The sequence below is a fragment of the Isoptericola sp. NPDC057559 genome, assembly GCF_042801555.1.
Lineage (GTDB): Bacteria > Actinomycetota > Actinomycetes > Actinomycetales > Cellulomonadaceae > Isoptericola.
In genome coordinates this window covers 1-25,527 of sequence record NZ_JBHVFQ010000009.1, presented here as the reverse complement: position 1 = coordinate 25,527, position 25,527 = coordinate 1, and the positions used below count along the sequence as shown (strand labels likewise).

Genomic DNA, 25,527 nt, shown 5'->3' with positions numbered 1-25,527 from the left:
GTCCGCCCGTTCGCGGCCCGGCGCGCGCCGTCAGCCCGACCCGAGCACGCGCTCCACGAACCAGAACAGCCCGACGGCCGCGACGGCGGCGGCCGCGGCCGCCGTCACCCACCGCGCGGTACGGGGCGCGCGGCGCCGCAGCAGCACGAGCAGCGGGAACGCCACGGCGATCAGCCCGAGCTGCACCGCCTCGATGCCCACGTTGAACACGAGCAGCGACCCGAGCAGCCCCCACGACCACGGCTCGTCGAGCCCCAGCGCGCCGGCGAAGCCGAGCCCGTGCACCAGGCCGAAGGCGAAGACGACGGCGAGACGCGTGACGTCCGCCCGCGTCAGGTCGTGCCACCGTGCGCGCGGCTCGCGCGCCGCGTCGCCCAGGGTGTCGAGCCGAGGGGGTGCGCCGGGCCGCAGGGCCCACAGGTGCCCGGCGGCGACCGCGGCGATGGAGATCGCGATGACGGGCTCCACCAGCGCGCCGGGCGCGCGCACGGCGCCCGTCGCCGCGAGCAGGAACGTCACCGAGTGCGCCACGGTGAACGAGGTCGCCACCAGGACGACGTCGCGCAGGCGCCGCGACCCGACGATGAGCGCCAGGAGGAACAGCAGGTGGTCGGGGCCGAGCAGCAGGTGCTCCGCCCCGAGCACGAAGAACGCGCCGAGCCGGTGCGCCGTCCGGTGCTCCCCCGTCGTGACGGTCGGCTCCGACGGCGTGAGCACGGCGGACCCCTGCTCGTCGTCGAGGTCGAGGGCGACCATCGTCTCGGTGGTGTGCACGAAGGTCTCGGAGTCGGGGAACAGCGCGCTGAACAGCGTGTGCGTCTCCGCGCTCCCGTCGGATCCGACCGGGCAGGCGTAGTCGAGCACGACCGTGGCGTACGGCGTCCCGCCGCGGTCGCCGACCGTCGGGTCGCCCGCGAGCGCCGGGGTGCAACGGTCGGCTCCGGCGGCCACCTGGAACCGCTCGGTGACGTAGGCCGCGACCTCGTCGGCGTGCTGCGCGAGCTGCGCGTCCTGCGCGGCCGCGCCGCGCGCGTCGTACGCCTCGGCCGTGAGCCAGGCGGACTTCATGAGCAGGTCGTACTCGAGGTCGAGCTCGACGTGCACGTCGGCGCCGTCGCCGGCGGTGACCCGCGCGTACGCGTCGGTGGTGGCGTCGTGCGCGGCGGCGGTCGGGGCCGCCGCCACGGCGGCGAGGCCGGTGAGGCCGAGGACGGCGAGGGCCGCCAGGACGGCGCCGCGACGCGACGCCGTCCTGGCCCGGGTGCGGAGGGTCACCGCTTGCCGCCCCCGGTGGTGAGGATCGCCGGCTCGGCGGCGGTGACGCCGCCCCCGCGCGTGGTGGCCGTGACGATCCAGGCGTACTGGGTGTCCTTCTTGAGGCGGTCCCAGCGCACCGCCGCGACCTCGCCGGAGGCCACCGTCTCGCGCCCGATCACCCGCGTCGGCGCGTACACGGCCAGCGAGTCCGTGACGAACGACGTGGTGCGGGTGGTGAGGTCCACCGGCAGCACCATGTTGTCCGCGGTGGAGTCGTAGCGGGCGTCGGGGTCCCACTCGTCGGCGCCGAAGTCGTCGAGGAACGGCGAGTAGGTGTCCACGTTCATCTCGGCCCGGTCGACGTCGAACTGCAGCAGCCGGAAGTACGACGCCCCGAAGCGCAGCCGCTCGGCCGGGTCGTGGCCGCCGATGCCGGCGAGGCCGACCCGCTGGGCGGGCACGGTGAAGGCCTGGTAGTCCGCGAGGAGCTCCACGACGCCGTCCGCGATCTGCCCGACCTGCGGCTTCACGTTGGTCGTGACGCCGTGCACGTGGCCGGCGAGCACGAGGAAGACGTTGTCGTTCGGCTGGACCACGTACTTGTACAGCGGGGAGCCGTCCGGCGCGGCGAAGCCCGCGTCCCGGCCGTCCTTCTGCGTGCTGGCCTCGAGGTACGCGTGGGTCATGAGGATGCCGTTGCGGTCGGCGTACCGCTCGAAGATCCCGTCGGCCCACTCGGCCTCCTCGCGGGTGACGCCGTAGCCCATGCCGACGGCGACGAAGTCCAGGCCGCCGGCGGAGAACAGGACGTAGTGGTTGGAGTTGTCGCCCTCGCGCCACGACCCGTACTCGGCGTTCTCCCACGACTCGGCCGCGGCCTGGTAGCGGTCGGGACCGAAGTACCGGTTGTACGTGTCGGCGCCACCGGCCGCCCCCGACCAGTTGTCGTGGTTGCCCGCGACGGCCGAGTTGGGGATGCCGTCGATTGTCGCCTGCAGCCGGGAGGAGACCTCGAACTCGCCGGTCACCTCGTCGCGCGTGGCGTCGTCCTTCGGCTCGCGGATGTTGTTCTCGATGAGGTCGCCGGTGTGCGACACGAACGCGATCTTGCGCTCGTCGGCGTTCTCGGCGATCCAGTCGGTGACGCCCGCGTACGCGGACTCCCAGACGGCCCGCTCCTCGGCGGTCTCCGGCTCGACCGCGCCCTCGGACAGGTACTGGGTGTCGGTCATGTGCGCGATGGAGAAGTCGTAGTCGGCCGGGTCGGCGAAGCCCTCCGGGCCCGCGTCGAGGTCGTCCGCGAACGGGTCCGTGGCCGCGACCATGACGTGCACGACGCCGCGGTCGCGGTGCTCGGGGCCGGCCGGCGCGACCAGGACGGTGTCCCCCTCGGCCTGGCCACGGGACGCCGCGATCGTGTCCCAGGCCTTCGCCTTCACGTCCCACACCAGCAGGGAGACCTCGCGGGCCGGGTCGGCGGTGCCGCTCCAGCGCACCACGGGGTGCTCCTCGGCGGTCTTCACCCGCACGTCGAAGCGCTGGTAGGCAACATGGTCGGCCTGCGGGGACGCGAGCGTCTTCCCGTCGCCGGCGGCCAGGCCCTTCGCGGAGGCCTTCGTGGCCCCGCGCGGGTTCAGCTCGGTCGGCACGGCGTCCGCCGTGCCCTGCCGCACCTCGCCCGGCAGCAGCACGTCGGCCTGCGCGAACGACGCGGTGACCTTGCCGCCGTCCGGGCCTGCCACGCGCGCCGAGAGCTGCACCGAGGTCCCGGCGCCCGTCGTCCCGGTGGCGGGGGCGAGGTCGGACGGGACGTCGGGGACGCCGGCGCTCGTGAACGTGATCTCGCGCGTGGCGCTGTTGCCGAGCGAGTCGGAGGTCGCCACCCGCAGCGTGTGCTCGCCCGCGGGCAGGCCGGGCCCGACGGGCGCGCCGAGCGCGACGGCCTCGCCGTCGAGCGTCACCTGCGGGTCGCCGACCACGCCGCGGGGGTCGGTGAGCTCCACCGCCAGCGGGACGGTGCTCGTGAGCTTCGCACCGGCGGCCGGCGTCGAGGACGCGACCTTCGGCGCCGTGTTGTCCGTCTCGAGGACGCGGGTCGCCCGCTCGCCGGTGGTCGACGTCGCCGCGAGCTCGTGCTCGCCGTCCTCGAGGTCCGCGGTGTCGACGTCGGCGCGCAGGCCGCGCGCCGGGGCGTCCACGAGGAAGTGGAGGTCAACCTGGCGGAAGGAGTTGAGGTTGGACCCGCAGGTGCCGTCGCCGAGCGCGTACGACGCCGCGGCGTTCTGCTGCTGCGCCGTGCCCGACGCCGGCGTCAGGACGACGTCGGAGATGGTGAAGTCGTCCAGGTTGCAGTCGTTCCCGAACGCGCCGGTGACGACGTCGACCTCGTTCCAGCCGGGCAGCAGCCACTCGTTGGGGAACGTGATCTCCCCGCGGCCGCCCACGATCGTCTGGTCGATGCGACGCTCGACGCCGTTGATCCGCAGCAGGTTGCTCGCGGACCCGTCGAGCGAGTTGGACCCGACGGCGAACGACACGGTGGCCTCGCCGTGGCCCAGCGCCGAGAACGCCGTCTCGCCGGCCGCGTCGATCGTCCAGTCGAGCTCGACCTTCGGCAGCGCGGAGGTGCTGGAGCCGCAGCTGCCGTCGCCCATGGCGTAGGTGGCCTGGAGGTCGGCCGGGGGCGTGACCGTGCCGTCGGCGACGCTCAGCGCGAGGTCCGACGCCGTGAAGTCGTCGAGGTTCGCGCCGCACGAGGAGGAGACGTCGCCCGCGACCAGCACGATCGTGTTCCTCCCGGGGTGCAGCAGGCGGTTCGGGACGCCCACCTGGACCCGCTCGGAGACGAGGTCACGGCCACCGGGGCCGCGCAGGTCGAGCTGCGTGCCGTTGACGACCAGGTGGTTCTGGTAGCGGGTCTCGATCGAGTTGGTGCCGACGTCGAACGAGAACACCGAGACGCCGTCGCCGAGGGTCGGCGGACCCGCGGCGGGCTCGCCGTCCACCGTGAGCGACGCCGTGCCGCCCTCGCCGTCCGCGGCCGCGGAGGCGGTCACCGTCTGCACGCCGCGCGTCAGCGTGCCGTCCTCCGGCGAGAGCGCGGGCGCGCCGACCGGGGAGTTGTTGACCCGTACGGTGTGCGTCGCGCTCGCGCCGGACCGCGTGGTCGCGACGATCTCGTGCGCGCCGTTCGCGAGGGCCGTCGTGTCGACGTCCGCGGCGAGGCCCGTGGTGGCCCCCGGCACGCCCGCGACCTCGAACGTCACCGTCGCCTCCTTGACGTAGGAGGTGTTGCTGCCGCAGGAGCCGTCGCCCATCGAGTAGGTGAACGCGTCGCCGGTGTCGACGGCGGTCTCACCGAGCAGCTCGAGCTGCACCTCCGACACCACGAAGTCGTCGAAGTTCACGCCGCACGAGGAGTCGATCCCGCCGGCGTGGATCTCGACCGTGTTGGCGCCCTGCACCAGCCACTCGTCGGGCACCGGCACCTCGACGCGCTCCGACACCCACGTGCGCTCCTGCGCCACGCGGTGCCCGTTGACCACGAGGTAGTTGCCGAACGCGACGTCGGCGGAGTTGCTGCCGACGTCGAACGTCAGCGCGGACGTGCCGGCCGTCGCGGCGGCGCCGGGCAGGTCCGCCCCGTCCACCGTGATCCGCCCGACCGGGTCGCCCGCCGTCGTCGGGGCCGCCGCGACCCGGGTGGTGCCCGAGAGGTGGGCGCCGTCCTTCGGCGTCAGCGTGGGCGCCGTCCCGGGCTTGCCCGGCTTCCCCGGCTTGCCCGGCGTGCCGTGCTTCGCGGCGCCGTCCGACGTCGTGGGGGCGTCGGGCCAGCCGGGGAACCCGGGGAACCGGCCGTCGGTGGTGTCGCCCGTCGCGTCCGCCGTCCGGCTCGCGGCCGGGGTCCCGGGCGGGCTCGTGGGCGTCGCCGTCGCCGGCGCGAGGCCGGCGCTCGGTATCGCCAGCGACGCCGCCACGACGCACGCGGCGACGGTGGACGCGCGCAGGCGTCCTGAGGGGTTCGGCCGCATCAGCGTGCCGTCCTTCCTGTCGTCGATGAGGGGAAGGGCGCTCCCGCCAGGCAGCCCGGGCTCACCCGGGGCACCAGGTTTCCCAGGCCGGGTGAACTTTCCGGTGCGTGCCGCGGGCGACCGGGAGAACTCTGGACGACGTCTGGACGTGGTCTCGACAGGCGGACGGGACGACGAAGCCCCGCCCGGCGATGCCGGACGGGGCTGGGTGGTGCGCCATCAGGGACTCGAACCCCGAACCCGCTGATTAAGAGTCAGCTGCTCTGCCAATTGAGCTAATGGCGCGTGGCCAGAGGACGCCCACGGCTCGCGCCCGGGCGGTCCTCGCACGACGAGGCCCTCGCGGAGCGAGGACCTCGTTGCTGGTGCGCCATCAGGGACTCGAACCCCGAACCCGCTGATTAAGAGTCAGCTGCTCTGCCAATTGAGCTAATGGCGCCGGCGGTGTGAAACATTACCAGCCGTCAGCACGTGTCGAGAAACCGTCGTGCCCGGTCAGGTCTGTGACCTCGGCGACAGCCGCCCGTCGCGCGCGCGCCGGCTCAGCGGAACGCCTGCACGCCCGTCAGGTGCCGGCCGAGGATCAGCGTGTGCACCTCGTCGGTGCCCTCGTACGTGCGCACCGACTCGAGGTTCGCGGCGTGCCGCATCGGCGGGTGCTCGAGGGTGATCCCGTCGCCGCCCAGGATCGTGCGGGCGGTCCGGGCCACCTCGATCGCGCCCCGCACGTTGGCGAGCTTGCCCGCCGAGATCATGTGCGGCTCCAGCCGCCCGGCGTCCTTGAGCCGCCCCAGGCGCAGAGCGAGGAGCTGCCCCCGCGAGACCTCGAGCGCCATGTCCACCAGCTTCGCCTGGGTGAGCTGGAAGGCCGCCAGGGGCCGGCCGAACTGGACCCGCTCCCCCGCGTGCCGCAGCGCAGAGTCCAGGCAGTCGCGGGCCGCCCCGGTCGCGCCCCACGCGATGCCGTACCGCGCCTCGTCGAGGCACGCGAACGGCCCGGCCAGGCCCGGGTGCAGCGGCAGGATCGCGTCGGCCGGCAGGCGCACGTCGTCGAGCACGACGTCGCACTGGACGGACGCCCGCAGGGAGAGCTTCGGCTCGATCGGGGTCGCGACGAAACCGGGCGTCGAGGTCGGCACCAGGAACCCGCGGACGCGCGGCCGCGCCTCCGCGCCGTGCTCGCCCTCGGCCGGGTCCGACGCACGCGCCCACACCACGGCGACGTCCGCGATCGACGCGAGCCCGATCCAGCGCTTGCGGCCGGAGAGCACCCACGCGTCGCCCTCGCGGGTCGCGGCGGTCCGCATCGCCGCCGGGTCGGACCCGGCGGCGGGCTCGGTGAGCGCGAAGCAGCCGATCGTCTCCCCCGCCGCCATCCCCGGCAGCCACCGCTCGCGCTGTGCCGGCGACCCGTGCTTCGCGATCGCCGACATCGCCAGCGAGCCCTGCACCGACACGAACGTGCGGATCCCCGAGTCGCCCGCCTCGAGCTCGGCCATCGCGAGCCCGTACTCGACCGCCGACCGGCCGGCGCAGCCGTAGCCCTCCAGGTGCATGCCGAGCAGGCCCGCCTCCGCGAGCCGGGGCACCAGGTCGCGCGGGAAGACGCCGTCCGCGAACCACCCCGCGACGTGCGGGCGGACGTGCTCGTCCACCAGCGCCCGCACGCGGTCGCGCGTCGCGCGCTCCGCGGGGCTCAGCTCGTCGTCGAGCGCGAGCAGGTCGAGAGGGTCCGCGGGTCGGGCGTCGTCGCCGGTCATGGGCCCACCGTAGCGACGGCGGGCACGGACGCCAGGGGCGGCGACCGTCAGAGGTAGAGGCCGGTCGCGCCCGAGTCGTCGTCGGTCTCGGTGACGCCGTGCACGTCGCGCTCGCGCAGCAGCACGTAGTCGGTGCCGCCGAGGTCCACCTCGGCGCGGTCCTCCGGGTCGTAGAGGACGCGGTCGCCCACGGCCACCTGGCGCACGTGCTCGCCCTTCGCCACCACCTGGGCCCACGCGAGCCGCTTGGGCCCGGACGCCGTCGCGGGGATCACGAGCCCCGCCGTCGACTGCCGCTCGGACGAGTCGACCTCCGGCTGCACCAGCAGCCGGTCGTGCAGCATGCGGATGGGCAGCGGCTTGCCGTCGGGCGTGGTGCGGGGCGTGGCGTCGGTCACGGGCCCCACGCTAGACGACCGGGGAGTCTAGGCTCGACGCCGAGCCCGCGCCCGCGACCCGTCGCCGGGCGACCGCACGCAGCCTCAAGCACGCATCCCGAAGGAGCCCCCGTGACCCGTCTCGCCGTCGGCGACGCCGCCCCCGCCCTCGAGCTGCCCGCCGTCCTCCCCGACGCGACGGGCACCGGCCACACCACCGGCACCTTCTCGCTGGCCGACGCGCTCGCCGAGCCGGGCCGCAAGGGCGTCGTCGTGTACTTCTACCCGGCCGCCATGACGCCGGGCTGCACCACCGAGGCCTGCGACTTCCGCGACTCGCTCGCCTCCCTGCAGGGCGCCGGCTACGCGGTCGTCGGCGTCTCCCCCGACGGCGTGGACAAGCTCACGAAGTTCGCCGAGCGCGACGCCCTGACGTTCCCCCTCCTCGCCGACACCGAGCACACCGCGCTCGAGGCGTGGGGCGCCTGGGGCGAGAAGAAGAACTACGGCAAGACGTACGTGGGCGTCATCCGCTCCACCGTCGTCGTCGACCCCGACGGCACCGTCGCCGTGGCCCAGTACAACGTCAAGGCGACCGGGCACGTCGCCCGGGTGCGCAAGACCCTCGGCCTCGACTGAGGGTCTTCGCGAGAGTGCCGGAGACGGGGGTCGAACCCGCACGCCCTGAGGGCACGGCGATCTAAACGCCGCATGTCTGCCAATTCCATCACTCCGGCCAGCGGGCGCCAGTGTAGCTAGGCCGCATTCTCGTCAGGGCCTGCGCGGCCGACCACACCACGCGTCGGGCCGTGCCGCCCTCGCGACCGACCTGCGAAGTTCGGCGTCTGCGCATGACAGTTGGGGCACAGGAAGCGTAGGTTCTCCGCCCGATTGTCCCGGAACTCCCCGCTGATGTGGTCGACGTGCAGCGTGAGCGGCGCGCCCCGCCACTGACCGTCGCACCCACATCCCTCGCAGACGTACGCCCGGCCGACCTCGAGCAGCGCCCTGCGCAGCTGGTGCGGCGGGCGCCTCCTCGTCGCCGACAGGTCACGGACCAAGACGTCCGCCGCCGACAACCTGCTACCGACTCGCCGCGATCCCTGGTCGCGGCGGAAATGGCTTGTGTCGATCTCCAGTCTCTTCAGCATCCGGCTGATGTGGGCATGAGTGCCGCCGGTCTGCGTCAACCCCAGGCGACGAAGGACGCCGGCGACCGAGTCGGACTGCGCAGACGCAGCCGAAAGCACCTCAGCCGTGTACTTACGCCGTTGGCGCGTGAAGTGGCTCGTGTCGATACAAAACTCTTTGATCCTCTTGGCGATGTGACTGTACGAGCCGCTGCGCAGCGGGACGCCGAGATACCGAAGGACATCCGCGTAGGAGGTGGCGTTCGCCGCTGCGTCCGCGAGCAGTTCCTCGGTGTACGTTCTGCGCCGACCCATGCATCGAACACTAGTTCGATCCCCCGACATGGAGCACCACGCACGACGGCCGCCCCGGGAAGCCCCGGGGCGGCCGTCGTGCGTGGTGCCGGCGTCGCGGCGATCAGGCCTGCGGGGCGCCGTCGTTCGCGGCGGCGATCTGCGAGCGCACCTCGTCCATGTCGAGGCCCTTGACGGCCTCGACGACCTGCTTGAGAGCGGGGGCGGGCAGCGCGCCGGCCTGGTTGAAGACGAGCACGCCCTCGCGGAACGCCATGAGCGTCGGGATGGCGCTCACGCCCGCGGCGGCGGCGATGCGCTGGTGCGCCTCGGTGTCGATCTTCGCGTGCACGACGTCCGCGTTCTCCTCGGACGACGCCTCGAAGACCGGCCCGAACTGCTTGCACGGGCCGCACCACTCGGCCCAGAAGTCGACGAGCACGATGTCGTTGTCGGTGACGGTCTTCTCGAACGTGTCGTCGGTCAGCTCGACGGTGGCCATGGGTGTCCTTCCATCAGGGGGTCTCCTGCGCACAGCGCCGGGACGCTCCTCAGTATTCCCGGGGCACCCGTCCCCGCGCGCTGCGGCGGGGTGGGGCGGGGTGCGGGCTGGTAGAAACGACCTGTGACGGACACGGCCGAGTTCCCTGGTGACGACGAGTTCTACCCCGACGAGCCGCAGCCCGCCGGCTGGCTCACGCCGGAGGACCTCGCGGCCGTGCGCGCGCAGCTGCCCCTCGTCTACGTCGACGCCGTGCCGGTGCGCGTCGACGACTCGGGCGACGTGGTCGCCGTCGGGCTGCTGCTGCGCGTCACCCCGCTCGGCACGATGACGCGCGCGCTGGTCTCCGGACGCGTGCTCTACCACGAGCGGGTGCGCGACGCGCTGCTGCGGCACATCGAGAAGGACCTGGGGCCGGTGGCGCTGCCGCAGGTCCCGGCGTCGCCGCAGCCGTTCACGGTGGCGGAGTACTTCCCCACCCCGGGCATCACCGCCTACCACGACCCGCGCCAGCACGCGGTGTCGCTGGCGTACGTCGTGCCGGTGACGGGCGACTGCCGCCCGCAGCAGGACGCGCTCGACCTCGCGTGGGTCACCCCCGAGGAGGCCTGCAGCGACACGGTGCAGGCGGAGATGATCCACGGGCAGGGCACGATCGTGAAGCAGGCGATGGCCTGGGTGGGCCGCGTCTCGTGAGCCGTCGGGCCGCGTCGGCCGGGCACCTGCTGGTCGCCCTGCCGGCACTCGGGGGCGTCCTCATGGAGCTGGTCATCGCCCTCGTCGACGGGCCGGGCGCGGCGGGCACCACGGCCGAGCGGCTGGTCCGCCTGTTCTCGTACTTCACGATCCTGTCCAACGTGGGCGTCGGCGTCGTGTCGGTGCTGCTCGCCCTCGACCCCGCCCGCGACGGCCGCCTGCTGCGCGTCGTGCACCTCGACGCCCTGCTGTGCATCGTCGTCACGGGCGTCGTCTACAACACGGTGCTCGCGGGCACCGTGCCCGGCCTCACGCAGGCCGGGCAGCTGTCGAACGTGCTGCTGCACATGGCCTCGCCCGTGCTCGCGGTCGTCGTGTGGCTGCTCGCCGGGCCGCGGCCGCGGGTGGACGCCCGGACCGTCGCCTGGTCGGTGGTGGGGCCGCTCGCGTGGATCGGTTACACGTTCGTGCGGGGCGCGGCCGTCGGCTGGTACCCGTACCCGTTCCTCGACGTCGGGGAGCTGGGCCTGGGCCGGGCGCTGGTGAACGCCGGCCTCGTGGCGGCGATGTTCCTGCTGCTCGCGCTCCTGGCGGGCTGGGCGGACCGGCGGCTGCCCGCGGCGCCGGACGCACGCGTGGCCGGCTGATCCTGGGCGTCAGCCGCCGGCGGCCCGCCCCGCCACGCCCTCCCCGTCCCCCAGGCCCACCCACCACGGCCCGTACCCGAGGCGCGCCTGCTCCCAGGCCACGACGTCGCGCGCGAGCGAGCCCTCGGTGACGTCCACCGCGGCCACCGCGGCGGCCGCCACGCTCGACGTGCGGACGTAGTCGTCGAACACCTGCTGCTTGCCCGCCAGCAGCTGCACGACCCGCTCGTCCACGCCGTCCTCCGCGAGCAGCCGGTGGGCGTGGACCGACCGCACCTGGCCCATCCGGTGCAGCCGCGCGACCGCCTGCTCCTCGGCGGCGGGCGTGAGCTGCGGCTCGCACAGCACCACGACGCTCGCCGCCTGCAGGTTGAGCCCGGTCCCGCCCACGGAGATCTGGGCCACCAGCACGGCGCCGCCGTCGTCGGCGCCGAACGCGTCGACCACCCCCTGCCGGTCGGCGACCGGCACGTCGCCCGTCAGCGGGCCGTGCACGCGCGCGCCGCGGGCGCCCAGGGTCGCGGCCACAGTGTCCAGCACGGCCCGGAAGTAGGAGAAGACGACGACGCTGCGGCCCTCGTCGCGTGCCTCATCGACGATCTCGAGCAGCCGCGAGAGCTTGGCGCAGGCGGCGGGGTCGCCGTGCGCGCCGGCCGACCACGCGGCCTGCCGCATCGCCATGAGGTTGCCCGCGGCGACGGCGTCGCGATAGGCGCGGTCGTCGCCGCGGGTCAGGTCCACCCAGCTGTCGGCGGCGATGATCCCCGGGAGCTCGACCAGCACGTCCTCCTGGTTACGACGCAGGTAGGCCGGCGCCACGGTGCGCCGGAACGCGTCCGGGCCGAGCAGCCCCAGGTGCGCCGGGAGCTGCGCGACCAGGTCCGGCTGCAGCACCCGCACGAGCTCGAGGAAGTCGTCGAGCCTGTTGTCCATCGGCGTCCCGGTGAGGAACAGCACCCGCCACACGAGGCGCGCCCAGCGGCCCACGGCCCGCGCCCGCCGGGTGCGGGGGTTCTTCACGTAGTGCGCCTCGTCGACGACGACGAGGCCCACCTCGCCCACGTCGGTCGGCACCGCCGGGAGCCCCTCGAAGCTGGTGAGACCCACGCCGCCCTCGGCGGCCCACGCCGCGATCGCGGCGTCGCGCCCCTCCCCGTGCAGGCGGTGCGCCGTGAGCGTGGTCCGGTGCTCCACCTCCCGCGCCCAGTTCGCGAGCAGGCTCGCCGGGCAGACCACGAGGAACCGTCGCTCACCGCACGCCGCCAGGTGCGCCATCACCGCGAGCGCCTGAACGGTCTTGCCGAGCCCCATCTCGTCGCCGAGGAGCGCCCTGCCCTGGTTGAGCGCGAACCGCGCGCCGAACTCCTGGTACCCGCGCAACGACACCCGCATCGCGCCGAGGTCGAGCGGGTGCGCGCCGACCCGGTCGACGAGGGCCTGCGGCAGGAGGCCGCGCGCGGCGAGGGCGTCCTGCGCCTGCGGCACGATGCCGACCAGGGTCGTGTAGTACTCGGCGGAGCGCCGCTCGAAGTCGGCGGCGAGGTCGAGCACGCCGGGGTCGGGCTCCCGGACGGCAGCGCCGAGCGCGTCGAGCGTCGCGGGCAGGTCGGCGAGGACGGGCGAGGCGTCCCACGCCTGCAGCGAGGCGAGGGCGGCGGCCGCCGCGCGGCGCGTGCCGGGCAGGGCCAGCCAGAGCCGGGCGGCGTGGCGGGCGCGGCGTGCCGCCGGCAGCGCGGCCGCGACGGTCGAGGCGTAGTCGGTGAGCGCGGTGCGATGCGGCTCGACGAGCGGCCGCAGCCGCATCACCCGGTGCAGGAGCGCCAGGAGCCGCTCGGCGCCGTCGGGCGTGGGCAGCCCGGCCCGGTCGATCCCGATGCGCAGCGGCTGCAGGCCGGCGGCCGCGCCGGCGAGCTGCGCGACGGCGGCCACCACGCCGCGCGCCGTCGTGTCGCCCACGCCGGGCAGGGCCGCGAGGTCGCGCGCCTCGACGTCGAGCAGGTCCGCGGCGGTCAGGTACCCCGCCGCATGGACGGCGGCCAGGCGCAGGTTGCGCTCCGTCATCTCGCCCAGGCGGGCGCTGTCGATGCGGGCGAGCTCCTCGCGCACCCGCCGGCGCTCGTCGTCGTGCACCCACGCGGCGACGGCGACGACCGCACCGTCGAGGTGGTCGAGCACGGACTGCGCCGCGCCGGCCATGCGCGCGTGCCGGTCGACGAGGGCGCGCGCCTCCCGCCCCGGCGCGACCGGGGTGGCGGGGGCGAGCGGGTCGGTGGCCACGGGCCGAGGGTAGGGCACCGTGCCCGCGAGGGCGGGACCGGCCGGGATGTGCCGCACGCGCCGCGCTCGGTGGAGCGCAACCTCCCAGGCCTCGCGATCCGCCTCGCCCTCGGGCAACCGGCCGGTGCAGTACCGGTGGAGCCACGCCCGCGGCCCGCCGCTCGGCGTCCTTCTCGCTCACCGGCTTGCCCTGGTCATCGAGCTCGAGCACGTTGGCGAAGACCGCGAACAGGGTCTCCATCGCGCTCGGGTCGTCGCGCAGCATGCCCCAGTACTCGACGTCCTTCAGGAGGGGATGTCCCACGGAGCCGCGGCGACCCAGCCCGCGAACCGACGATGGGCGCGTGCGTCCCGGAGGACAGGTTCGTGGTGCGGACGCGACTGTACGGGGCCAGGGCCCGGGGTCAGGCAGGGGCGGTCCCGACGGCCGAGAGCACGACCGACCTCAGCTCGGCCAAGGACTCCACCGGCCGGGGCGAGCCCCAGACCTGCTGGGCGAAGACCTGGAGCCATTCCTGCAGCTGCTCCGCGACCTCCTCCTGCGTCATGGCGTCGGGCGAGTCGCACCACACGGAGAGATGGGCGCCGACCACGGGCGTCCCCGCCGGCAGCTCGAAGTCACCGGCGCTGCCAGCCGCGCCCATGAAGGTCCGGGGAGTCCACCGCTCGTAGATCCCCCGGGGGTTCTTGTACGGCCCTTGGCCCAGCCCTTCCGACGTCAGGATGAAGTACAGGTAGTCACCGTTGGAGTTGATCAGGTCGTGGCCCGCGGCCGCGTAGTCGGCCGCGGTGGGCTTGCTCGTGTTCCACCGGATCCACACGTCCGCCTGCGTGCGCGGGTCGATCCGCGACACCCCTTCGCCCGGGCGGATGTCGTCGTTCCACACGCGGGGCGTGAACCCGTGCGCGCGGACCAGCCCGGCGAGCTCGTTGAGGTAGGCCTCATAGGCGTCGAGCGCCGTCGCCGCCGGGTTGCCCGTGACCTGCCGGGCATAGTCGACGAGCTGCGGGGCCGACTCGTCCGAAATCACGTCCGGCCCGGTGCCCTGCCACGGCGCGGGGAAGTACTCGTCGCCGCCGAGGTGGAACACCGTGCCGTCGAAGAGCTCGCACATCTCCTCGACGATCTCGCGCACGAGCGCCCGCGCGCCCGGCCGGCTGATGTCCAGGTACCCCGGGTGCCGGGTGCCGTCGCGGAGCACCAGCTGGTGCTCCGGGTGGAACGCCAGGATGTGGTCCATGTGGCCGGGGCTGTCCACGTCCGGGTGGACGCGCACGTGGTGCGCCCGCGCGAAGTCGAGGATGTCCCGGACCTCGGCCTTGGTGAGGTGCTGCGGGGATGCGATCTCCGGGTGGGTCTCGGACTCGACGCCGAACCCGAGCCCCTCCGAGATGTGCAGCTGGAGCGTGTTCATCTTCAGGTAGGCCATCTCGCTGATGAGTGCCTTGATCCAGTCCGGGCTGAAGTACTTGCGGCCGATGTCGAGCATGAGGGCGCGCTCGTCCAGTTCCGGCCAGTCGACGACGACGCCGCCCGGGCGACCTCCCGAGCGAAGCAGTTGGAGCAGGGTGCGCGTTCCGCTGAACACCCCGGCGCGCGACGGCGCCGAGATCCGGATCCCGTGGCCAGTGCTCAGCACGTAACCCTCGGGATGCGGGACCTCGGGGAGGTCCGCGACCTCGAGCACGATGTCGGTCCGGCGCGGCCGGGCCGTCGTCAGGACCTCCAGGTGATGGTCGAGCAGTCCCGCGAGCCGGAGGTCGCGCGCGAGCAGGGCGGCCTCGGACCGCAGCATGTCGGCCTCGTCGCCGACGAGCGCGATGCGTCGGGCGGCGACGATCGGCAGGCCCGGCCCCCCGGGGCTATATCGCTGGGGCGCCGGCAGCAGGGGCGGGGCCGTGGGGACGACCCGTGCCCCGGGGCTCGCGGAGGCCGTCGGCACGCCGAGCCCGGCGAGCAGGGGGACCGTGACCCCGGCGGCGAGCACGGTGCGGCGCGACGGACGGGAAACAGGCAGCGCTGACATGTTGACCCTCTCGATCGACACTGATGCACGTCGCACCCTGTCAGAGATTCCCACAGTGGTCTAGACCTGTGCGTGCCCGTTTGCCCGCCAGCGCGTCGGCCCGGCCGATCAGGCGCCGAGGTCGAGCACCGGCCAGTCCGCCAGGTCGGCGCGCATGCGCCGGTCGTGGGTCGCGACGACGACGGCGGCGGGCGTGGCGATCAGCGCCCGGGTCAGCTCGTCCACGAGGTCCACCGAGAGATGGTTCGTGGGCTCGTCGAGCAGCAGCAGATGAGGGGCGTGCAGGAGGGCCCGCGCGAGCTCGAACCGCCGCCGCTGCCCCGCCGACAGCTCGGCGAGCGGGCGCTCCAGGTCCTCCTCGCCGAGCAGCCCGAGGGCGGCCACCGGCACCACGTGCTCCGGGTCGAGCTCGCCACGGCTCAGCAGCTCCAGCGCCTCCGCCGCGTACGCGTCGAAGCCCGACGGCGGCCCCGCGTCCTCGCCGTCCGCCGACGACGTCGGCGCCGTGACCGGGGCCGCCGTCAGGCCCGCGAGCGCCGTCTCCTGCGCCACGACGCCCAGGCGTGCGCCGGGGGTCACGGTCCGGCTGCCGCGCGCGAGCGCCACCCGGCCGGCCAGCGCGGCCAGCAGGGTCGACTTGCCCGCGCCGTTCGGACCGACGACGAGCAGCCGGCCCGACGGCGGCACCACCACGCGCGTGCCGGGCAGGTCGAGCCGCACGCCGCCGTCGTCGGCCAGCACCCGGGGCGAGCGGACCTCGACGAGGGGGTCGCCCGGGTCCCACCCGGGCGACATGGACGGCAGGTCCGGGAAGGCGAGGCGTGCCGGCGGCACCGGCACCTCGACGGCCTCCGCCTCGAGCTGCTGCACGAGGCGGTCCGCGGCCTTGACGTGGATGCGGGCACGGGTGGCGCGGCGGTGCTTCTGCGACCCCTTGGCCGGTCGCCACTCGTCGGAGAGCCCCTCGTAGGACGCGTCGAGGCGCTCGGCCAGCACCCGGGCGCGCTCCTGCTCGGCGCGGTAGCGCTGCCGCCACCGGTGCAGCGCCTGGTTCTTGGCGAACCGGTAGGCGAGGTAGCCAGGCTGCCCGTAGAGCACCGGCTTGCCGTCCATCGACGGGTCGAGGTCGAGGATGGCGGTGGCGACGTCGTCCAGCAGCTCGCGGTCGTGCGTCACGACGACGACGCCGCCCTGCCACGCGACCAGCTCTCCGGTGAGGAACTCGATCGCGGAGTCGTCGAGGTGGTTGGTGGGCTCGTCGAGCAGCAGCAGGTCGGCGCGCTCCGCGAGCCGGCACGCCAGACGCACCCGGTACCGCTGCCCGACGGACAGCGTGTCCAGGCGCCGGTCGAGGTCGCGCACGGCGCCCAGGCGGGTGAGCGCCACGTCGACCCGCCGGTCCGCGTCCCACGCGGCGAGGTGCTCCGCACGGGCGAGCAGCCCGGACAGGCGGCGCAGGTCCCCGGTCTCGTGGTCGAAGGACGCGGCCTCCTTCTCGATCTCCGCGGCGAGCGCGCGCAGCCCGGCGAGCGTGCTGCGCACCAGGTCGCCGACCGTCTCCCCCGACCCCGCGGCCAGCTCCTGCTCCACCAGCGCGACGGTGCCGCGCCGGCGCACCGCGCCGCGCGCCGGGTGCAGGTCCCCCGCGAGCAGGTGCAGGAGCGTCGACTTGCCGGAGCCGTTCTCCCCCACCACGCCGAGCCGGGTGCCGTCGGACACGCGCAGGCTCACGCCGTCGAGCACCGGGCGGCCGGGGTAGGCGAACGCGAGGTCCGTGGCGGTGAGCTGCACCGGACAACCCTACGTGCCGCCCCGCACCCGCCCACGGCGCCGGACGGGCCGGGCGGGCGCTCGCATAGGGTGGCGGCATGACTTCCCCCGCTTCCGAGGCCGCCCTGCGCGCCGACGGCCGCACGCCCGACCAGCTCCGCCCGGTGACCATCACCCGCGGCTGGACCGAGAACGCCGAGGGCTCCGTGCTGGTCGAGTTCGGCAAGACCCGCGTGCTGTGCACCGCGTCGTTCACCGAGGGCGTGCCGCGCTGGAAGAAGGGGTCCGGCGAGGGCTGGGTCACCGCCGAGTACGCGATGCTCCCCCGCGCCACGAACGACCGCAGCCAGCGGGAGTCGGTCAAGGGCAAGATCGGCGGCCGCACGCACGAGATCTCCCGCCTCATCGGCCGCGCGCTGCGCGCCGTCGTCGACGTGACCGCCCTCGGCGAGAACACGATCGTGCTCGACTGCGACGTGCTGCAGGCCGACGGCGGCACCCGCACCGCGGCGATCACCGGCGCGTACGTGGCGCTGGCCGACGCCGTCGCGTGGGGCACCCGCCACGGCCACGTCACCGGCGGCAGGAAGGTCCTCACGGACTCGGTCGCGGCGGTCAGCGTCGGCATCATCGACGGCACCCCGATGCTCGACCTGCCCTACGTCGAGGACGTGCGGGCCGAGACGGACATGAACGTCGTGACGACGGGCGCCGGCACCTTCGTCGAGGTGCAGGGCACCGCCGAGCACGCGCCGTTCGACCGTGCCGAGCTCGACGCCCTGCTCGACCTCGCCGTCGCCGGCACGGCCGACCTCACCGAGATCCAGCGCGCCGCGCTGGCCCAGGAGCTGTGAGGATGACCGACGCGACCACCGGCGTGACGGTCCCCGCCGGCGCCCGCCTCGTGCTGGCCACGCACAACCGCGGCAAGCTCGTGGAGCTGCGCGCCATCCTGCGCGACCAGCCCGGCCTGGACGCCCTGCCCGACGAGGCCGTGGTGTCGGCGGCCGACGTCGGCGCCCCCGAGCCGGTCGAGGACGGCGTGTCGTTCGTCGAGAACGCGCTCATCAAGGCCCGTGCGCTGGCCGCGGCGACCGGCCTGCCCGCCGTCGCGGACGACTCCGGCCTCAGCGTCGACGTCATGGGCGGCGCGCCCGGCATCTTCTCCGCCCGCTGGTCGGGCAGGCACGGCGACGACGAGGCGAACCTCCGGCTCCTCCTCGCCCAGCTGGGCGACGTGCACGACGAGCACCGCGCGGCGGCGTTCGTCTGCGCGGCGGCGCTGGTCACCCCGGACGGGCGCGAGGAGGTGTGCCTCGGCGAGATGCCCGGCACGCTGGTGCGCGCCCCGCGCGGGAGCAACGGCTTCGGCTACGACCCGATCCACGTGCCCGTCGAGCAGGCCCCGGCCGCCGACGGCACGCCCGGCACGCGCACGTCGTCCGAGCTCGAGCCGGCGGAGAAGAACGCGATCAGCCACCGCGGCAAGGCCTTCCGCGCCCTCGCCCCGGCGGTCGCCGCCGCCCTCTGACGGTTGGCGGGTGCGGTCGTGGCCCGGTTCCGCCTTGGAACCGGGCCACGAGCGCCCCCGCGGCGTCAGGACGCGCGACGGCGGGCGGCGAACGATGCGATCGCGCGCCAGCCCAGCAGGGTCGCGCCGAGGAACAGCGCGGTGACGACCGCGAAGGACACCTCGACGCCGCCGACGCCGAGGGCGGGCCGCAGGGCCAGCCCCAGCACGACGGTCGCGAACCAGACGGCGACGCCGGTGGGCCACACCCGCGCCGGCGCGCGCCACGCGCGAGCCGCGAGCCAGCCGACGGCGAGGCCCACGAGGAACGGCAGTCCCACCAGGGCGACGTGACCGAGGTCGCCGGAGGTCGCGTGGCTCATGGTGCCCACCACGGTGAACACGACGACGCACACGAGGTCGCAGACGACGGCCGGCCACACGGCGCGGGTCGCGGGCACGGCGGGGCCGGTCGGGGCGGGGGTGCTGGGGGCGCTCACGGGGCCGAGGCTACCCGTCACAGCTCGTGCACCCCGCCGGCCACCGCGGCCTCCACGGGGCCGTCGTAGGCGGTGCGCGCCTCGGCGACCGCGACCTCGGGCGAGTTCCACACCGGCAGGTGCGTGAGCAGCAGGCGGCGCACGCCGGCGGCCGCAGCGGCCTCCCCGGCCCGACGGCCGGTGAGGTGGATGCCGCGCTCGACGCCGTCGTCGCGCCCCTCCTGGAACGCGGCCTCGACGAGGAACAGGTCGGCACCGCGGGCCCCCTCGACCAGGCCGTCGCAGGCGTCGGTGTCGCCCGAGTAGGCCAGCGTGACCCGCTCGCCGGGGCGGACGCTCGACGGGCCGGTCACCCGGATCCCGTACGCCTCGACCGGGTGGTAGACGGCGAACGGCTCCAGCTCGAAGGGGCCCACGCGCACGGCGGTGCCCGGCTGCCAGGGGCGGACGTCGTACTCGCCGTCCATCGAGTCCCCCGGCCCGAGCCCGTACATCGCGGCCGCCCGCTCGGCGGTGCCGGCCGGTCCGAGGACGGGCAGCCGGCGCCCGACGCCCGTGCGGGCGCCGCCCCGCTCCGGGTGGTACCGCAGGTACACGTACAGGCCGGACAGGTCCGCGCAGTGGTCGGGGTGCAGGTGGGACAGCGCGACGGCGTCCAGGTCGAGCGGGTCCACGTGCCGCTGCAGCGCTCCCAGGCCCCCGTTGCCGAGGTCGAGCACCACGTTCCACTCCCGCTCGCCGTCGTGCGCCTGGACGAGGTACGTGGACGCCGGCGACCCGGGGCCAGGGAACGATCCGGAGACTCCGAGGGTGACGAGCCTCATGCGGCCTCCACGAGGGCCACCTCGGGCCCCAGGAAGCGGCGCGCGAGCTGCTCGAACGGCTCGGGGTCGCCGGTGGACAGGAAGCGGTGCACGGGCGGCGGGGCGTCCGGCGAGCGCTCGAGGTCGTGCTGCACCAGGTTGCGGTACACGTCCTTGGCGGTCTCCTCGGCGCTGGACACGAGGGTGACGTCCTCGCCCATCACGTACGACACGGCGCCGGCCAGCAGCGGGTAGTGCGTGCAGCCGAGCACGAGGGTGTCGACGCCCGCGGCGCGGACCGGGTCGAGGTAGCGGTGGGCGACCTCGAGCACCTCGGGGCCGGACGTCTGCCCCCGCTCCACCAGCGGCACGAAGTCGGGGCACGCCTGGGTGGTGATCTCCAGCCCGGGGGCCACGTGGAACGCGTCCTCGTAGGCGCGCGAGTCCACGGTCGCCTTCGTGCCGATGACGCCGATGCGCCCGGTCTTCGACGCGAGGACGGCGCGCCGGGCGGCGGGACGGATCACCTCGACGACGGGGATGCCCCGGCGCACGGTGTAGCGCTCCCGCGCGTCGGGCAGCGCGACGGCGGTGGCGGAGTTGCAGGCGATGACCAGCATCTTGACGCCCTCGTCGACCAGCCGGTCCATCACGGCGAGCGCCATCGCGCGCACGGCCGCGAGCGGCTTCGGCCCGTAGGGGCTGTTGGCCGTGTCGCCCAGGTAGAGCACCTGCTCATGGGGCAGCTGGTCGAGGATGGAGCGTGCGACGGTGAGCCCGCCGACGCCGCTGTCGAAGATCCCGATGGGGGCGTCGTTCACGCCTGGCAGCCTAGTCGTGACGGGCGGTCAGGACGGCGGGGAGTGAGCGGCGACACGGCGTGGCGCCCGCCACAGCAGCGCCCCGACCTGCGGTCACACGCTCGGGCGCCCCGCCCGCAGGTCCGCGAGCATCTCCTCCACCAGCGACTCCTGGGCGAACCCGGCGGCGACGAAGACGCCGCCCCAGTACCGCCGCTCCGCGCCGGACAGGCCGACCCGCTCCCAGCCGGCGACCTCGGACCCGTCGTCCTCGCCCCCGTCGCCCCCGTCGCCCCCGTCACGCTGCTCGTCGTCCGCGTCGGCCCAGCCCTCGTCGTCCTCGTCCTCGACGCCGGCGAAGACCTCGTCGTGCAGCGTCTCGACGTCGGCGTCGTCGACCAGGCCGAGGCGCTCGGCGAGGACGAGGCGAAGGTCGGTCAGCGCGCCGGCGAAGTCCTGCGCGGACTCGCGCGGCACGACGATCTCGGCCCCCACCCGCGGGTCGTCCGAGAGCTCGTCGGAGGCGTCGACGGCGTCGGCGAAGGCCACGAGGCGTGCGACCTTCCCCGCCGCGAGGTCGGTCTGGGTGAGGTGCCGGAACTCGGCGGCGACGTCCGCGTCCTCCTCGTGGGCGTCGGGCAGCAGCCGCAGCACCGCCGGGTCCTGCGGCACGCGCGCCACGCCCGTGAACGCGATGCCGTCGCCGACCTCGATGCCCGGCTCGAGGCCCGCCTCGGCGCCCAGGAGCTCCGCGACGTCGCGCGCGACCCGCGCGAGCACCTCCCGTTCGACGTCGTCCCAGCGCGCGACGTAGCCCGCCGGCGCGGACCGGAACGGCGTCACGCCGCGCCTCCCTCGGCCCCGCCGTCCGGCGAGCCCGACTGCCGCAGCGTGGCCCACAGACCGAACCCGTGCATCGCCTGCACGTCCACCTCCATGCGCTCGCGCGGCCCTGATGACACCACGGCCCGGCCGTCCTGGTGCACCTGCAGCATCAGCTTCTGCGCCCGCGCGGGCGGGTAGCCGAAGTAGCTCTCGAAGACGTAGCTCACGTAGGACATGAGGTTCACCGGGTCGTTCCACACGATGGTGACCCAGGGGTCCGCGACGGCCGGCGTCGCCTCGACCCGGGTCTCGCGCTGCACCTCGGTCGCGACCGCCGTCGCGCGCGTCGTCGTCTGCCCGTTCACCGTCTCACCCTAAGCACAGCCGCAGGGCGGTCGTCGACCGTCCGTCAGACGGTCGCCGGCAAGCCGGATGACGTCCCGCGCCCTACCGTGTCCCCATGACCGACGAGCCCCGGGGCGGCGTCGCCCCGCCGCCCGGCGCCGCGCTGTCGCCTGCCGCCCCCGCCGTCCCTGCCGTCCCGGACTCGGTCCCGGCCGCGCCCCTCCCGTCCGTCCGCTCGTCGGTCGCGCTCCTCACGGACCGCTACGAGCTGACGATGCTGCAGGCGGCGCTCGCCGACGGCACCGCGCACCGGCACTGCGTCTTCGAGGTGTTCACGCGGCGTCTGCCGGCCGGCCGCCGCTACGGCGTGCTCGCGGGCACCGGCCGCATCCTCGAGGCGCTCGCCCACTTCCGCTTCGGCGACGCGGAGCTCGCGTACCTCGAACGGGCGGGCGTCGTGGACGACCGCACCCTCGACTTCCTGCGCGGCTACCGGTTCACCGGCACCGTCCAGGGGTACGCCGAGGGCGAGATCTTCTTCCCCGGCTCGCCCGTGCTGCAGGTCGAGGGCACCTTCGCGGAGGCCGTGCTGCTGGAGACGCTCGTCCTGTCGATCCTCAACTACGACTCGGCCATCGCGTCCGCCGCGTCCCGCATGACCAGTGCCGCCGTCGACCGCCCGGTGCTGGAGATGGGGTCGCGCCGGGCGCACGAGCAGGCCGCGGTCGCGGCCGCGCGCTCCGCCGTCGTGGGCGGGTTCACCGGCACGTCGAACCTCGAGGCGGGCATGCGGTACGGGCTCGACACGATCGGCACCGCCGCGCACGCGTTCACCCTGCTGCACGACGACGAGCGGTCGGCCTTCGACTCCCAGGTCGCGTCGCTCGGCCGCGGCACCACCCTGCTGGTCGACACCTACGACGTGCGGCGCGGCGTCGAGAACGCCATCGCCGCCGCCGGCCCGTCCCTGGGCGCCGTGCGCCTCGACTCCGGCGACCTCGGCGTGCTCGCGGTCGAGGTGCGGCGCCAGCTCGACGAGCTGGGCGCCACGGGCACGAAGATCGTCGTGACGTCCGACCTGGACGAGCACGCCATCGCGGGGCTCGCCGCCGTGCCCGTCGACGTGTACGGCGTGGGCACGTCGCTCGTCACCGGGTCGGGCGCGCCCACCTGCGGCATGGTCTACAAGCTGGTGGCCCGCGCCGACGCGTCGGGCGTGCTGCAGCCGGTGGCCAAGGCGTCCACCCTCAAGACGAGCCAGGGCGGCCGCAAGGGCGCCGCCCGGCGGTACGGCCCCGACGGCCGCGCCGTCGAGGAGGTGCTCGTCACCGGGCCCGACGACCTCGTGGTCGCGTGGTCGCCCGAGGACCACGCGGCGGCCGGCGACGACGGCGAGCGCGCCGACCTGCGCAACCTCCTGGTGCCGCTGGTCGTGGACGGTGCCGTCGACTCCCGCTGGGTCGGCGCCTACGGCGTGCAGAACGCCGCCAAGCACCACCTGCAGGCCCGTGCGGAGCTGCCGCGCGGGGGCCGCCGGCTCTCCGCCGGCGACCCGGCCATCCCGACCGTGGGCCTCGCGCTGTCCTAGCCTCGCGCCGTCCCAGGGCGGGCGGCGCGGCTACTTCTTGCCGACGAACCAGCCGCGCACCATCTCGACCCGTGCCGTGAGCTGCTCGGCCGTGGCCAGCGGCACCTCGGGGCCGCCGCAGCGGCGCCGCAGCTCGTTGTGCACCGAGCCGTGCGGGGTGCTGGACTTGCGCGCCCACGCGGACACCAGCTTGGACAGCTCCTTGCGCAGGTCGGCGGCGCGCCGGTGCTCGGCCTCCGACTGCTCCAGCGCGGCCTCCGAGGCCGTCGCCCCGCCGCGGCCGCGCACCTGCTGCGCCTGCCGCTGGCGCAGCAGCGTGGTCACCTGGTCGGCCTCGAGCAGGCCGGGCAGCCCGAGGAAGTCGAGCTCCTCCGCGGAGCCCACGTCCGCGCCCGTGCCGAACTCGCCGCCGTCGAACAGGACGCGGTCGAAGGAGGCCTGCGCCTCGAGCGCCTCGAACGAGCCCAGGAGCTCCCCCGACGCCTTCTCCTCCCGGTTCGCGGCCGCGAGGAGCTCGGCCTCGGGGTCGTACTCGATCCCCTGCTCCTCGGCCGTCTTCGGTCGGTCCAGCGCGTGGTCCCGCTCGATCTCCATGCCGTTGGCCAGCTCGAGCAGCAACGGCACGCTCGGCAGGAACACCGACGCCGTCTCGCCGCGCTTGCGGGCGCGCACGAAGCGGCCGACGGCCTGCGCGAAGAACAGCGGCGTGGAGGTGCTCGTGGCGTAGACGCCGACGGCGAGCCGCGGCACGTCCACGCCCTCGGACACCATGCGCACGGCGACCATCCAGCGCGAGTCGCCCTGGGCGAACTCGTCGATCCGGGCGCTCGCGCCGTCGTCGTCCGACAGCACCACCGTGGGGCTCTGCCCCGTCAGGCGCGCGAGGTGCCCGGCGTACGCGCGCGCGTCGGTCTGGTCCGTCGCGATGACCAGGCCGCCCGCGTCGGGCACCACGCGGCGCATCTCGGTGAGCCGCTTGTCCGCCCCCGCGAGGACGGACGGGATCCACTCGCCGTTCGGGTCCAGCGCGGTGCGCCACGCCTGGGCGTGCATGTCCTTGGTCATCGCCTCGCCGAGGCGGGCGCTGATCTCGTCGCCCGCCTTGGTGCGCCAGCGCATGTTGCCCGAGTACGTCATGAACAGCACCGGCCGCACGACGTGGTCGCGCAGCGCGTCGCCGTAGCCGTACGTGTAGTCCGCCTTGGAGCGGCGGACGCCGTCGCGGTCCTCCTCGTACGTGACGAACGGGATCGGCGCGGTGTCCGAGCGGAACGGCGTGCCCGTCAGCGCGAGGCGCCGCGTGGCGTCCTCGAACGCCTCGCGCACCGCGTCGCCCCAGCTCAGGGCGTCGCCGCCGTGGTGCACCTCGTCGAGGATGACGAGGGTGCGGGCGGCCTCCGTGCGCGCGCGGTGCAGCGCGGGCTTGGCCGCCACCTGCGCGTACGTGAGGGCGACGCCGTCATAGTGCGAGCCGTGCCGGCCCTGGCTGTTCTTGAACGACGGGTCGATCCGGATGCCCACGCGTGCGGCGGCGTCCGCCCACTGGTGCTTGAGGTGCTCGGTGGGCGCGACGACCGTCACGCGACGGACCAGGCCCGCCTCGAGCATCTCGGTGGCGATGCGCAGCGCGAACGTCGTCTTGCCGGCGCCCGGCGTCGCGACCGCGAGGAAGTCGCGCGGGTCGCGCTGCCGGTACAGCTCCAGCGCCTCCGCCTGCCAGGCACGGAGGTTGGACGCGGTGCCCCACGGGGCGCGGCGCGGGAACGCCGGGCTGAGGTGGGAGGCCGCGACCGACGACGGCGACTGCGGCAGCGGCTTCGCGGCCGGCTCCGCCGCGGCGGCGAAGAGGTCGAAGCCGTCGGGGTCGGGGGTGGACTCGGGCTCGTTCAGCGGCTGCGCGCTCACTTGCCGGAGTCGCCCTCGCCGCCCTCGCCGTCCTGAGGGTCGCGGAGACCGTCGTAGATCTCCTTGCAGACCGGGCACACCGGGAACTTCGACGGGTCGCGGCCCGGCACCCACACCTTGCCGCAGAGCGCGATCACGGGCTTGCCCGACAGGGCCGACTCCATGATCTTCTCCTTGCGCACGTAGTGCGCGAAGCGCTCGTGGTCGCCCGGCTCCGCCGCCTGCTCGCGGGTGTCCGGGCGCTCCAGCACGCTGGTGCCGGCCCCGGTGTCCTGCGAGGGGTCGGCGGGCGGGGTGGAGAGGGGATCGCTCATGCCGGGAAGTCTACGACGCACCCCCCGACGCTCCCGGTCCTCCACCGCCCCCGTGCCCCGGATCCGGGTACGGATCACAGGCCCTGCCAGTCCGGCTTGGAGGCGAAGGTCTGGCGGTAGTAGTCGCCCAGCTGCAGCCGCGAGGCCGCCGCGTCGTCGACCAGCACCG

At 74.7% G+C, this 25,527-nt stretch carries 22 protein-coding genes, 3 tRNA genes and 1 pseudogene; 6 read left to right on the top strand and 20 right to left on the bottom strand.

Annotated features, from left to right (window positions below):
* Positions 1–30: 30 nt before the first annotated feature.
* From ACFU5J_RS10805 to ACFU5J_RS10780, 6 genes are all read right to left on the bottom strand, one after another.
* Positions 31–1,275, bottom strand: a complete 1,245-nt coding sequence (locus tag ACFU5J_RS10805; protein WP_430578717.1) for a HupE/UreJ family protein — start codon at positions 1,273–1,275, stop codon at positions 31–33.
* Positions 1,272–5,288 carry a metallophosphoesterase gene (locus ACFU5J_RS10800; RefSeq protein ID WP_430578716.1) on the bottom strand — a complete coding sequence of 1,339 codons (4,017 nt, stop codon included), beginning with the start codon at positions 5,286–5,288 and terminating at the stop codon, positions 1,272–1,274. Before ACFU5J_RS10800 ends, ACFU5J_RS10805 begins: the two co-directional genes overlap by 4 nt.
* A 209-nt stretch (positions 5,289–5,497) precedes the next feature.
* Positions 5,498–5,573: transfer RNA gene (locus tag ACFU5J_RS10795), tRNA-Lys, on the bottom strand.
* A 78-nt stretch (positions 5,574–5,651) separates the two neighbouring features.
* Positions 5,652–5,727: transfer RNA gene (locus tag ACFU5J_RS10790), tRNA-Lys, on the bottom strand.
* A gap of 103 nt (positions 5,728–5,830) precedes the next feature.
* The gene (locus tag ACFU5J_RS10785) at positions 5,831–7,048 is read right to left on the bottom strand and encodes an acyl-CoA dehydrogenase family protein (protein ID WP_430578715.1); all 1,218 of its coding nucleotides are present in this window, start codon (positions 7,046–7,048) and stop codon (positions 5,831–5,833) included.
* 47 nt (positions 7,049–7,095) lie between these two features.
* Positions 7,096–7,392 (bottom strand): GroES family chaperonin, encoded by a 297-nt coding sequence (locus ACFU5J_RS10780; RefSeq protein WP_380326038.1) that lies wholly within the window; start codon positions 7,390–7,392, stop codon positions 7,096–7,098.
* A gap of 165 nt (positions 7,393–7,557) precedes the next feature.
* Between ACFU5J_RS10780 and ACFU5J_RS10775 the strand changes: the two genes are divergently transcribed.
* Positions 7,558–8,064 carry a peroxiredoxin gene (locus ACFU5J_RS10775; RefSeq protein WP_430578714.1) on the top strand — a complete coding sequence of 169 codons (507 nt, stop codon included), beginning with the start codon at positions 7,558–7,560 and terminating at the stop codon, positions 8,062–8,064.
* Positions 8,065–8,079: 15 nt separating this feature from the next.
* Here the strand turns inward: ACFU5J_RS10775 and ACFU5J_RS10770 are convergent.
* From ACFU5J_RS10770 to trxA, 3 genes are all read right to left on the bottom strand, one after another.
* Positions 8,080–8,162: transfer RNA gene (locus ACFU5J_RS10770), tRNA-Leu, on the bottom strand.
* 18 nt (positions 8,163–8,180) lie between these two features.
* Complete coding sequence (locus tag ACFU5J_RS10765; protein ID WP_430578713.1) at positions 8,181–8,870, bottom strand: HNH endonuclease; 690 nt, start codon at positions 8,868–8,870, stop codon at positions 8,181–8,183.
* A 103-nt stretch (positions 8,871–8,973) separates the two neighbouring features.
* Complete coding sequence (trxA, locus tag ACFU5J_RS10760; protein WP_430575003.1) at positions 8,974–9,351, bottom strand: thioredoxin; 378 nt, start codon at positions 9,349–9,351, stop codon at positions 8,974–8,976.
* A 123-nt stretch (positions 9,352–9,474) separates the two neighbouring features.
* Between trxA and ACFU5J_RS10755 the strand changes: the two genes are divergently transcribed.
* Positions 9,475–10,047: an NUDIX hydrolase family protein gene (locus ACFU5J_RS10755; protein WP_430575002.1), complete on the top strand. Its 573-nt coding sequence runs from the start codon at positions 9,475–9,477 to the stop codon at positions 10,045–10,047.
* Positions 10,044–10,694 carry a Pr6Pr family membrane protein gene (locus tag ACFU5J_RS10750; protein ID WP_430578712.1) on the top strand — a complete coding sequence of 217 codons (651 nt, stop codon included), beginning with the start codon at positions 10,044–10,046 and terminating at the stop codon, positions 10,692–10,694. Before ACFU5J_RS10755 ends, ACFU5J_RS10750 begins: the two co-directional genes overlap by 4 nt.
* A 9-nt stretch (positions 10,695–10,703) precedes the next feature.
* Here ACFU5J_RS10750 and ACFU5J_RS10745 read toward each other — a convergent pair whose 3' ends face one another.
* The 3 genes from ACFU5J_RS10745 to ACFU5J_RS10735 all read right to left on the bottom strand — a co-directional run bounded on the left by ACFU5J_RS10745 (position 10,704) and on the right by ACFU5J_RS10735 (position 16,789).
* Positions 10,704–12,971: a DEAD/DEAH box helicase gene (locus ACFU5J_RS10745; protein ID WP_430578711.1), complete on the bottom strand. Its 2,268-nt coding sequence runs from the start codon at positions 12,969–12,971 to the stop codon at positions 10,704–10,706.
* Between the two features lie 404 nt (positions 12,972–13,375).
* Positions 13,376–14,998 carry a glycoside hydrolase family 20 protein gene (locus ACFU5J_RS10740; RefSeq protein ID WP_430578710.1) on the bottom strand — a complete coding sequence of 541 codons (1,623 nt, stop codon included), beginning with the start codon at positions 14,996–14,998 and terminating at the stop codon, positions 13,376–13,378.
* 108 nt (positions 14,999–15,106) lie between these two features.
* Positions 15,107–16,789 (bottom strand): ABC-F family ATP-binding cassette domain-containing protein, encoded by a 1,683-nt coding sequence (locus ACFU5J_RS10735; protein ID WP_430578709.1) that lies wholly within the window; start codon positions 16,787–16,789, stop codon positions 15,107–15,109.
* Positions 16,790–16,866: 77 nt separating this feature from the next.
* Between ACFU5J_RS10735 and rph the strand changes: the two genes are divergently transcribed.
* Positions 16,867–17,622 (top strand): ribonuclease PH, encoded by a 756-nt coding sequence (gene rph, locus ACFU5J_RS10730; protein WP_430574997.1) that lies wholly within the window; start codon positions 16,867–16,869, stop codon positions 17,620–17,622.
* A 2-nt stretch (positions 17,623–17,624) separates the two neighbouring features.
* The gene (gene rdgB, locus ACFU5J_RS10725) at positions 17,625–18,299 is read left to right on the top strand and encodes an RdgB/HAM1 family non-canonical purine NTP pyrophosphatase (protein ID WP_430574996.1); all 675 of its coding nucleotides are present in this window, start codon (positions 17,625–17,627) and stop codon (positions 18,297–18,299) included.
* A 65-nt stretch (positions 18,300–18,364) separates the two neighbouring features.
* On the opposite strand, the gene ACFU5J_RS10720 is transcribed toward rdgB, so the two are convergent.
* The 5 genes from ACFU5J_RS10720 to clpS form a co-directional block, all read right to left on the bottom strand.
* A complete protein-coding gene (locus ACFU5J_RS10720; protein WP_430578708.1) occupies positions 18,365–18,778 on the bottom strand; it encodes a DUF3054 domain-containing protein in 414 nt (137 codons plus the stop codon).
* A 17-nt stretch (positions 18,779–18,795) separates the two neighbouring features.
* Complete coding sequence (locus ACFU5J_RS10715) at positions 18,796–19,602, bottom strand: MBL fold metallo-hydrolase (RefSeq protein WP_430574994.1); 807 nt, start codon at positions 19,600–19,602, stop codon at positions 18,796–18,798.
* Positions 19,599–20,402: a glutamate racemase gene (gene murI, locus ACFU5J_RS10710; protein WP_430574993.1), complete on the bottom strand. Its 804-nt coding sequence runs from the start codon at positions 20,400–20,402 to the stop codon at positions 19,599–19,601. The genes ACFU5J_RS10715 and murI overlap by 4 nt, the downstream gene beginning before the upstream one ends.
* A gap of 93 nt (positions 20,403–20,495) precedes the next feature.
* Positions 20,496–21,224 carry a DUF2017 family protein gene (locus ACFU5J_RS10705; RefSeq protein WP_430578707.1) on the bottom strand — a complete coding sequence of 243 codons (729 nt, stop codon included), beginning with the start codon at positions 21,222–21,224 and terminating at the stop codon, positions 20,496–20,498.
* On the bottom strand, positions 21,221–21,526 hold the full coding sequence (gene clpS / locus ACFU5J_RS10700) for an ATP-dependent Clp protease adapter ClpS (protein WP_430575368.1): 306 nt from the start codon (positions 21,524–21,526) through the stop codon (positions 21,221–21,223). The genes ACFU5J_RS10705 and clpS overlap by 4 nt, the downstream gene beginning before the upstream one ends.
* Before the next feature lie 140 nt (positions 21,527–21,666).
* Between clpS and ACFU5J_RS10695 the strand changes: the two genes are divergently transcribed.
* Positions 21,667–23,139, top strand: a complete 1,473-nt coding sequence (locus tag ACFU5J_RS10695) for a nicotinate phosphoribosyltransferase (protein ID WP_430574991.1) — start codon at positions 21,667–21,669, stop codon at positions 23,137–23,139.
* A gap of 30 nt (positions 23,140–23,169) precedes the next feature.
* Here the strand turns inward: ACFU5J_RS10695 and ACFU5J_RS10690 are convergent, their stop codons facing one another.
* The 3 genes and pseudogenes from ACFU5J_RS10690 to ACFU5J_RS10680 form a co-directional block, all read right to left on the bottom strand.
* Positions 23,170–24,951, bottom strand: coding sequence for a DEAD/DEAH box helicase (locus ACFU5J_RS10690; protein ID WP_430575367.1), 1,782 nt, complete (start codon positions 24,949–24,951; stop codon positions 23,170–23,172).
* A gap of 89 nt (positions 24,952–25,040) precedes the next feature.
* Positions 25,041–25,358, bottom strand: a complete 318-nt coding sequence (locus ACFU5J_RS10685; protein ID WP_380244530.1) for a DUF3039 domain-containing protein — start codon at positions 25,356–25,358, stop codon at positions 25,041–25,043.
* A 74-nt stretch (positions 25,359–25,432) separates the two neighbouring features.
* A pseudogene (locus ACFU5J_RS10680) lies at positions 25,433–25,527 on the bottom strand (glucosamine-6-phosphate deaminase); the annotation flags it as partial.

Coding starts and splice junctions, on each gene's coding strand:
- ACFU5J_RS10740 (WP_430578710.1), bottom strand. CDS start 14,998: ATGTCAGCGCTGCCTGTTTCCCGTCCGTCGCGCCGCACCGTGCTCGCC.
- ACFU5J_RS10765 (WP_430578713.1), bottom strand. CDS start 8,870: ATGGGTCGGCGCAGAACGTACACCGAGGAACTGCTCGCGGACGCAGCG.
- ACFU5J_RS10780 (WP_380326038.1), bottom strand. CDS start 7,392: ATGCTGCACGACCGGCTGCTGGTGCAGCCGGAGGTCGACTCGTCCGAG.
- ACFU5J_RS10785 (WP_430578715.1), bottom strand. CDS start 7,048: ATGACCGGCGACGACGCCCGACCCGCGGACCCTCTCGACCTGCTCGCG.
- ACFU5J_RS10695 (WP_430574991.1), top strand. CDS start 21,667: ATGACCGACGAGCCCCGGGGCGGCGTCGCCCCGCCGCCCGGCGCCGCG.
- ACFU5J_RS10800 (WP_430578716.1), bottom strand. CDS start 5,288: ATGCGGCCGAACCCCTCAGGACGCCTGCGCGCGTCCACCGTCGCCGCG.
- ACFU5J_RS10715 (WP_430574994.1), bottom strand. CDS start 19,602: ATGAGGCTCGTCACCCTCGGAGTCTCCGGATCGTTCCCTGGCCCCGGG.
- rph (WP_430574997.1), top strand. CDS start 16,867: ATGACTTCCCCCGCTTCCGAGGCCGCCCTGCGCGCCGACGGCCGCACG.
- ACFU5J_RS10685 (WP_380244530.1), bottom strand. CDS start 25,358: ATGAGCGATCCCCTCTCCACCCCGCCCGCCGACCCCTCGCAGGACACC.
- trxA (WP_430575003.1), bottom strand. CDS start 9,351: ATGGCCACCGTCGAGCTGACCGACGACACGTTCGAGAAGACCGTCACC.
- rdgB (WP_430574996.1), top strand. CDS start 17,625: ATGACCGACGCGACCACCGGCGTGACGGTCCCCGCCGGCGCCCGCCTC.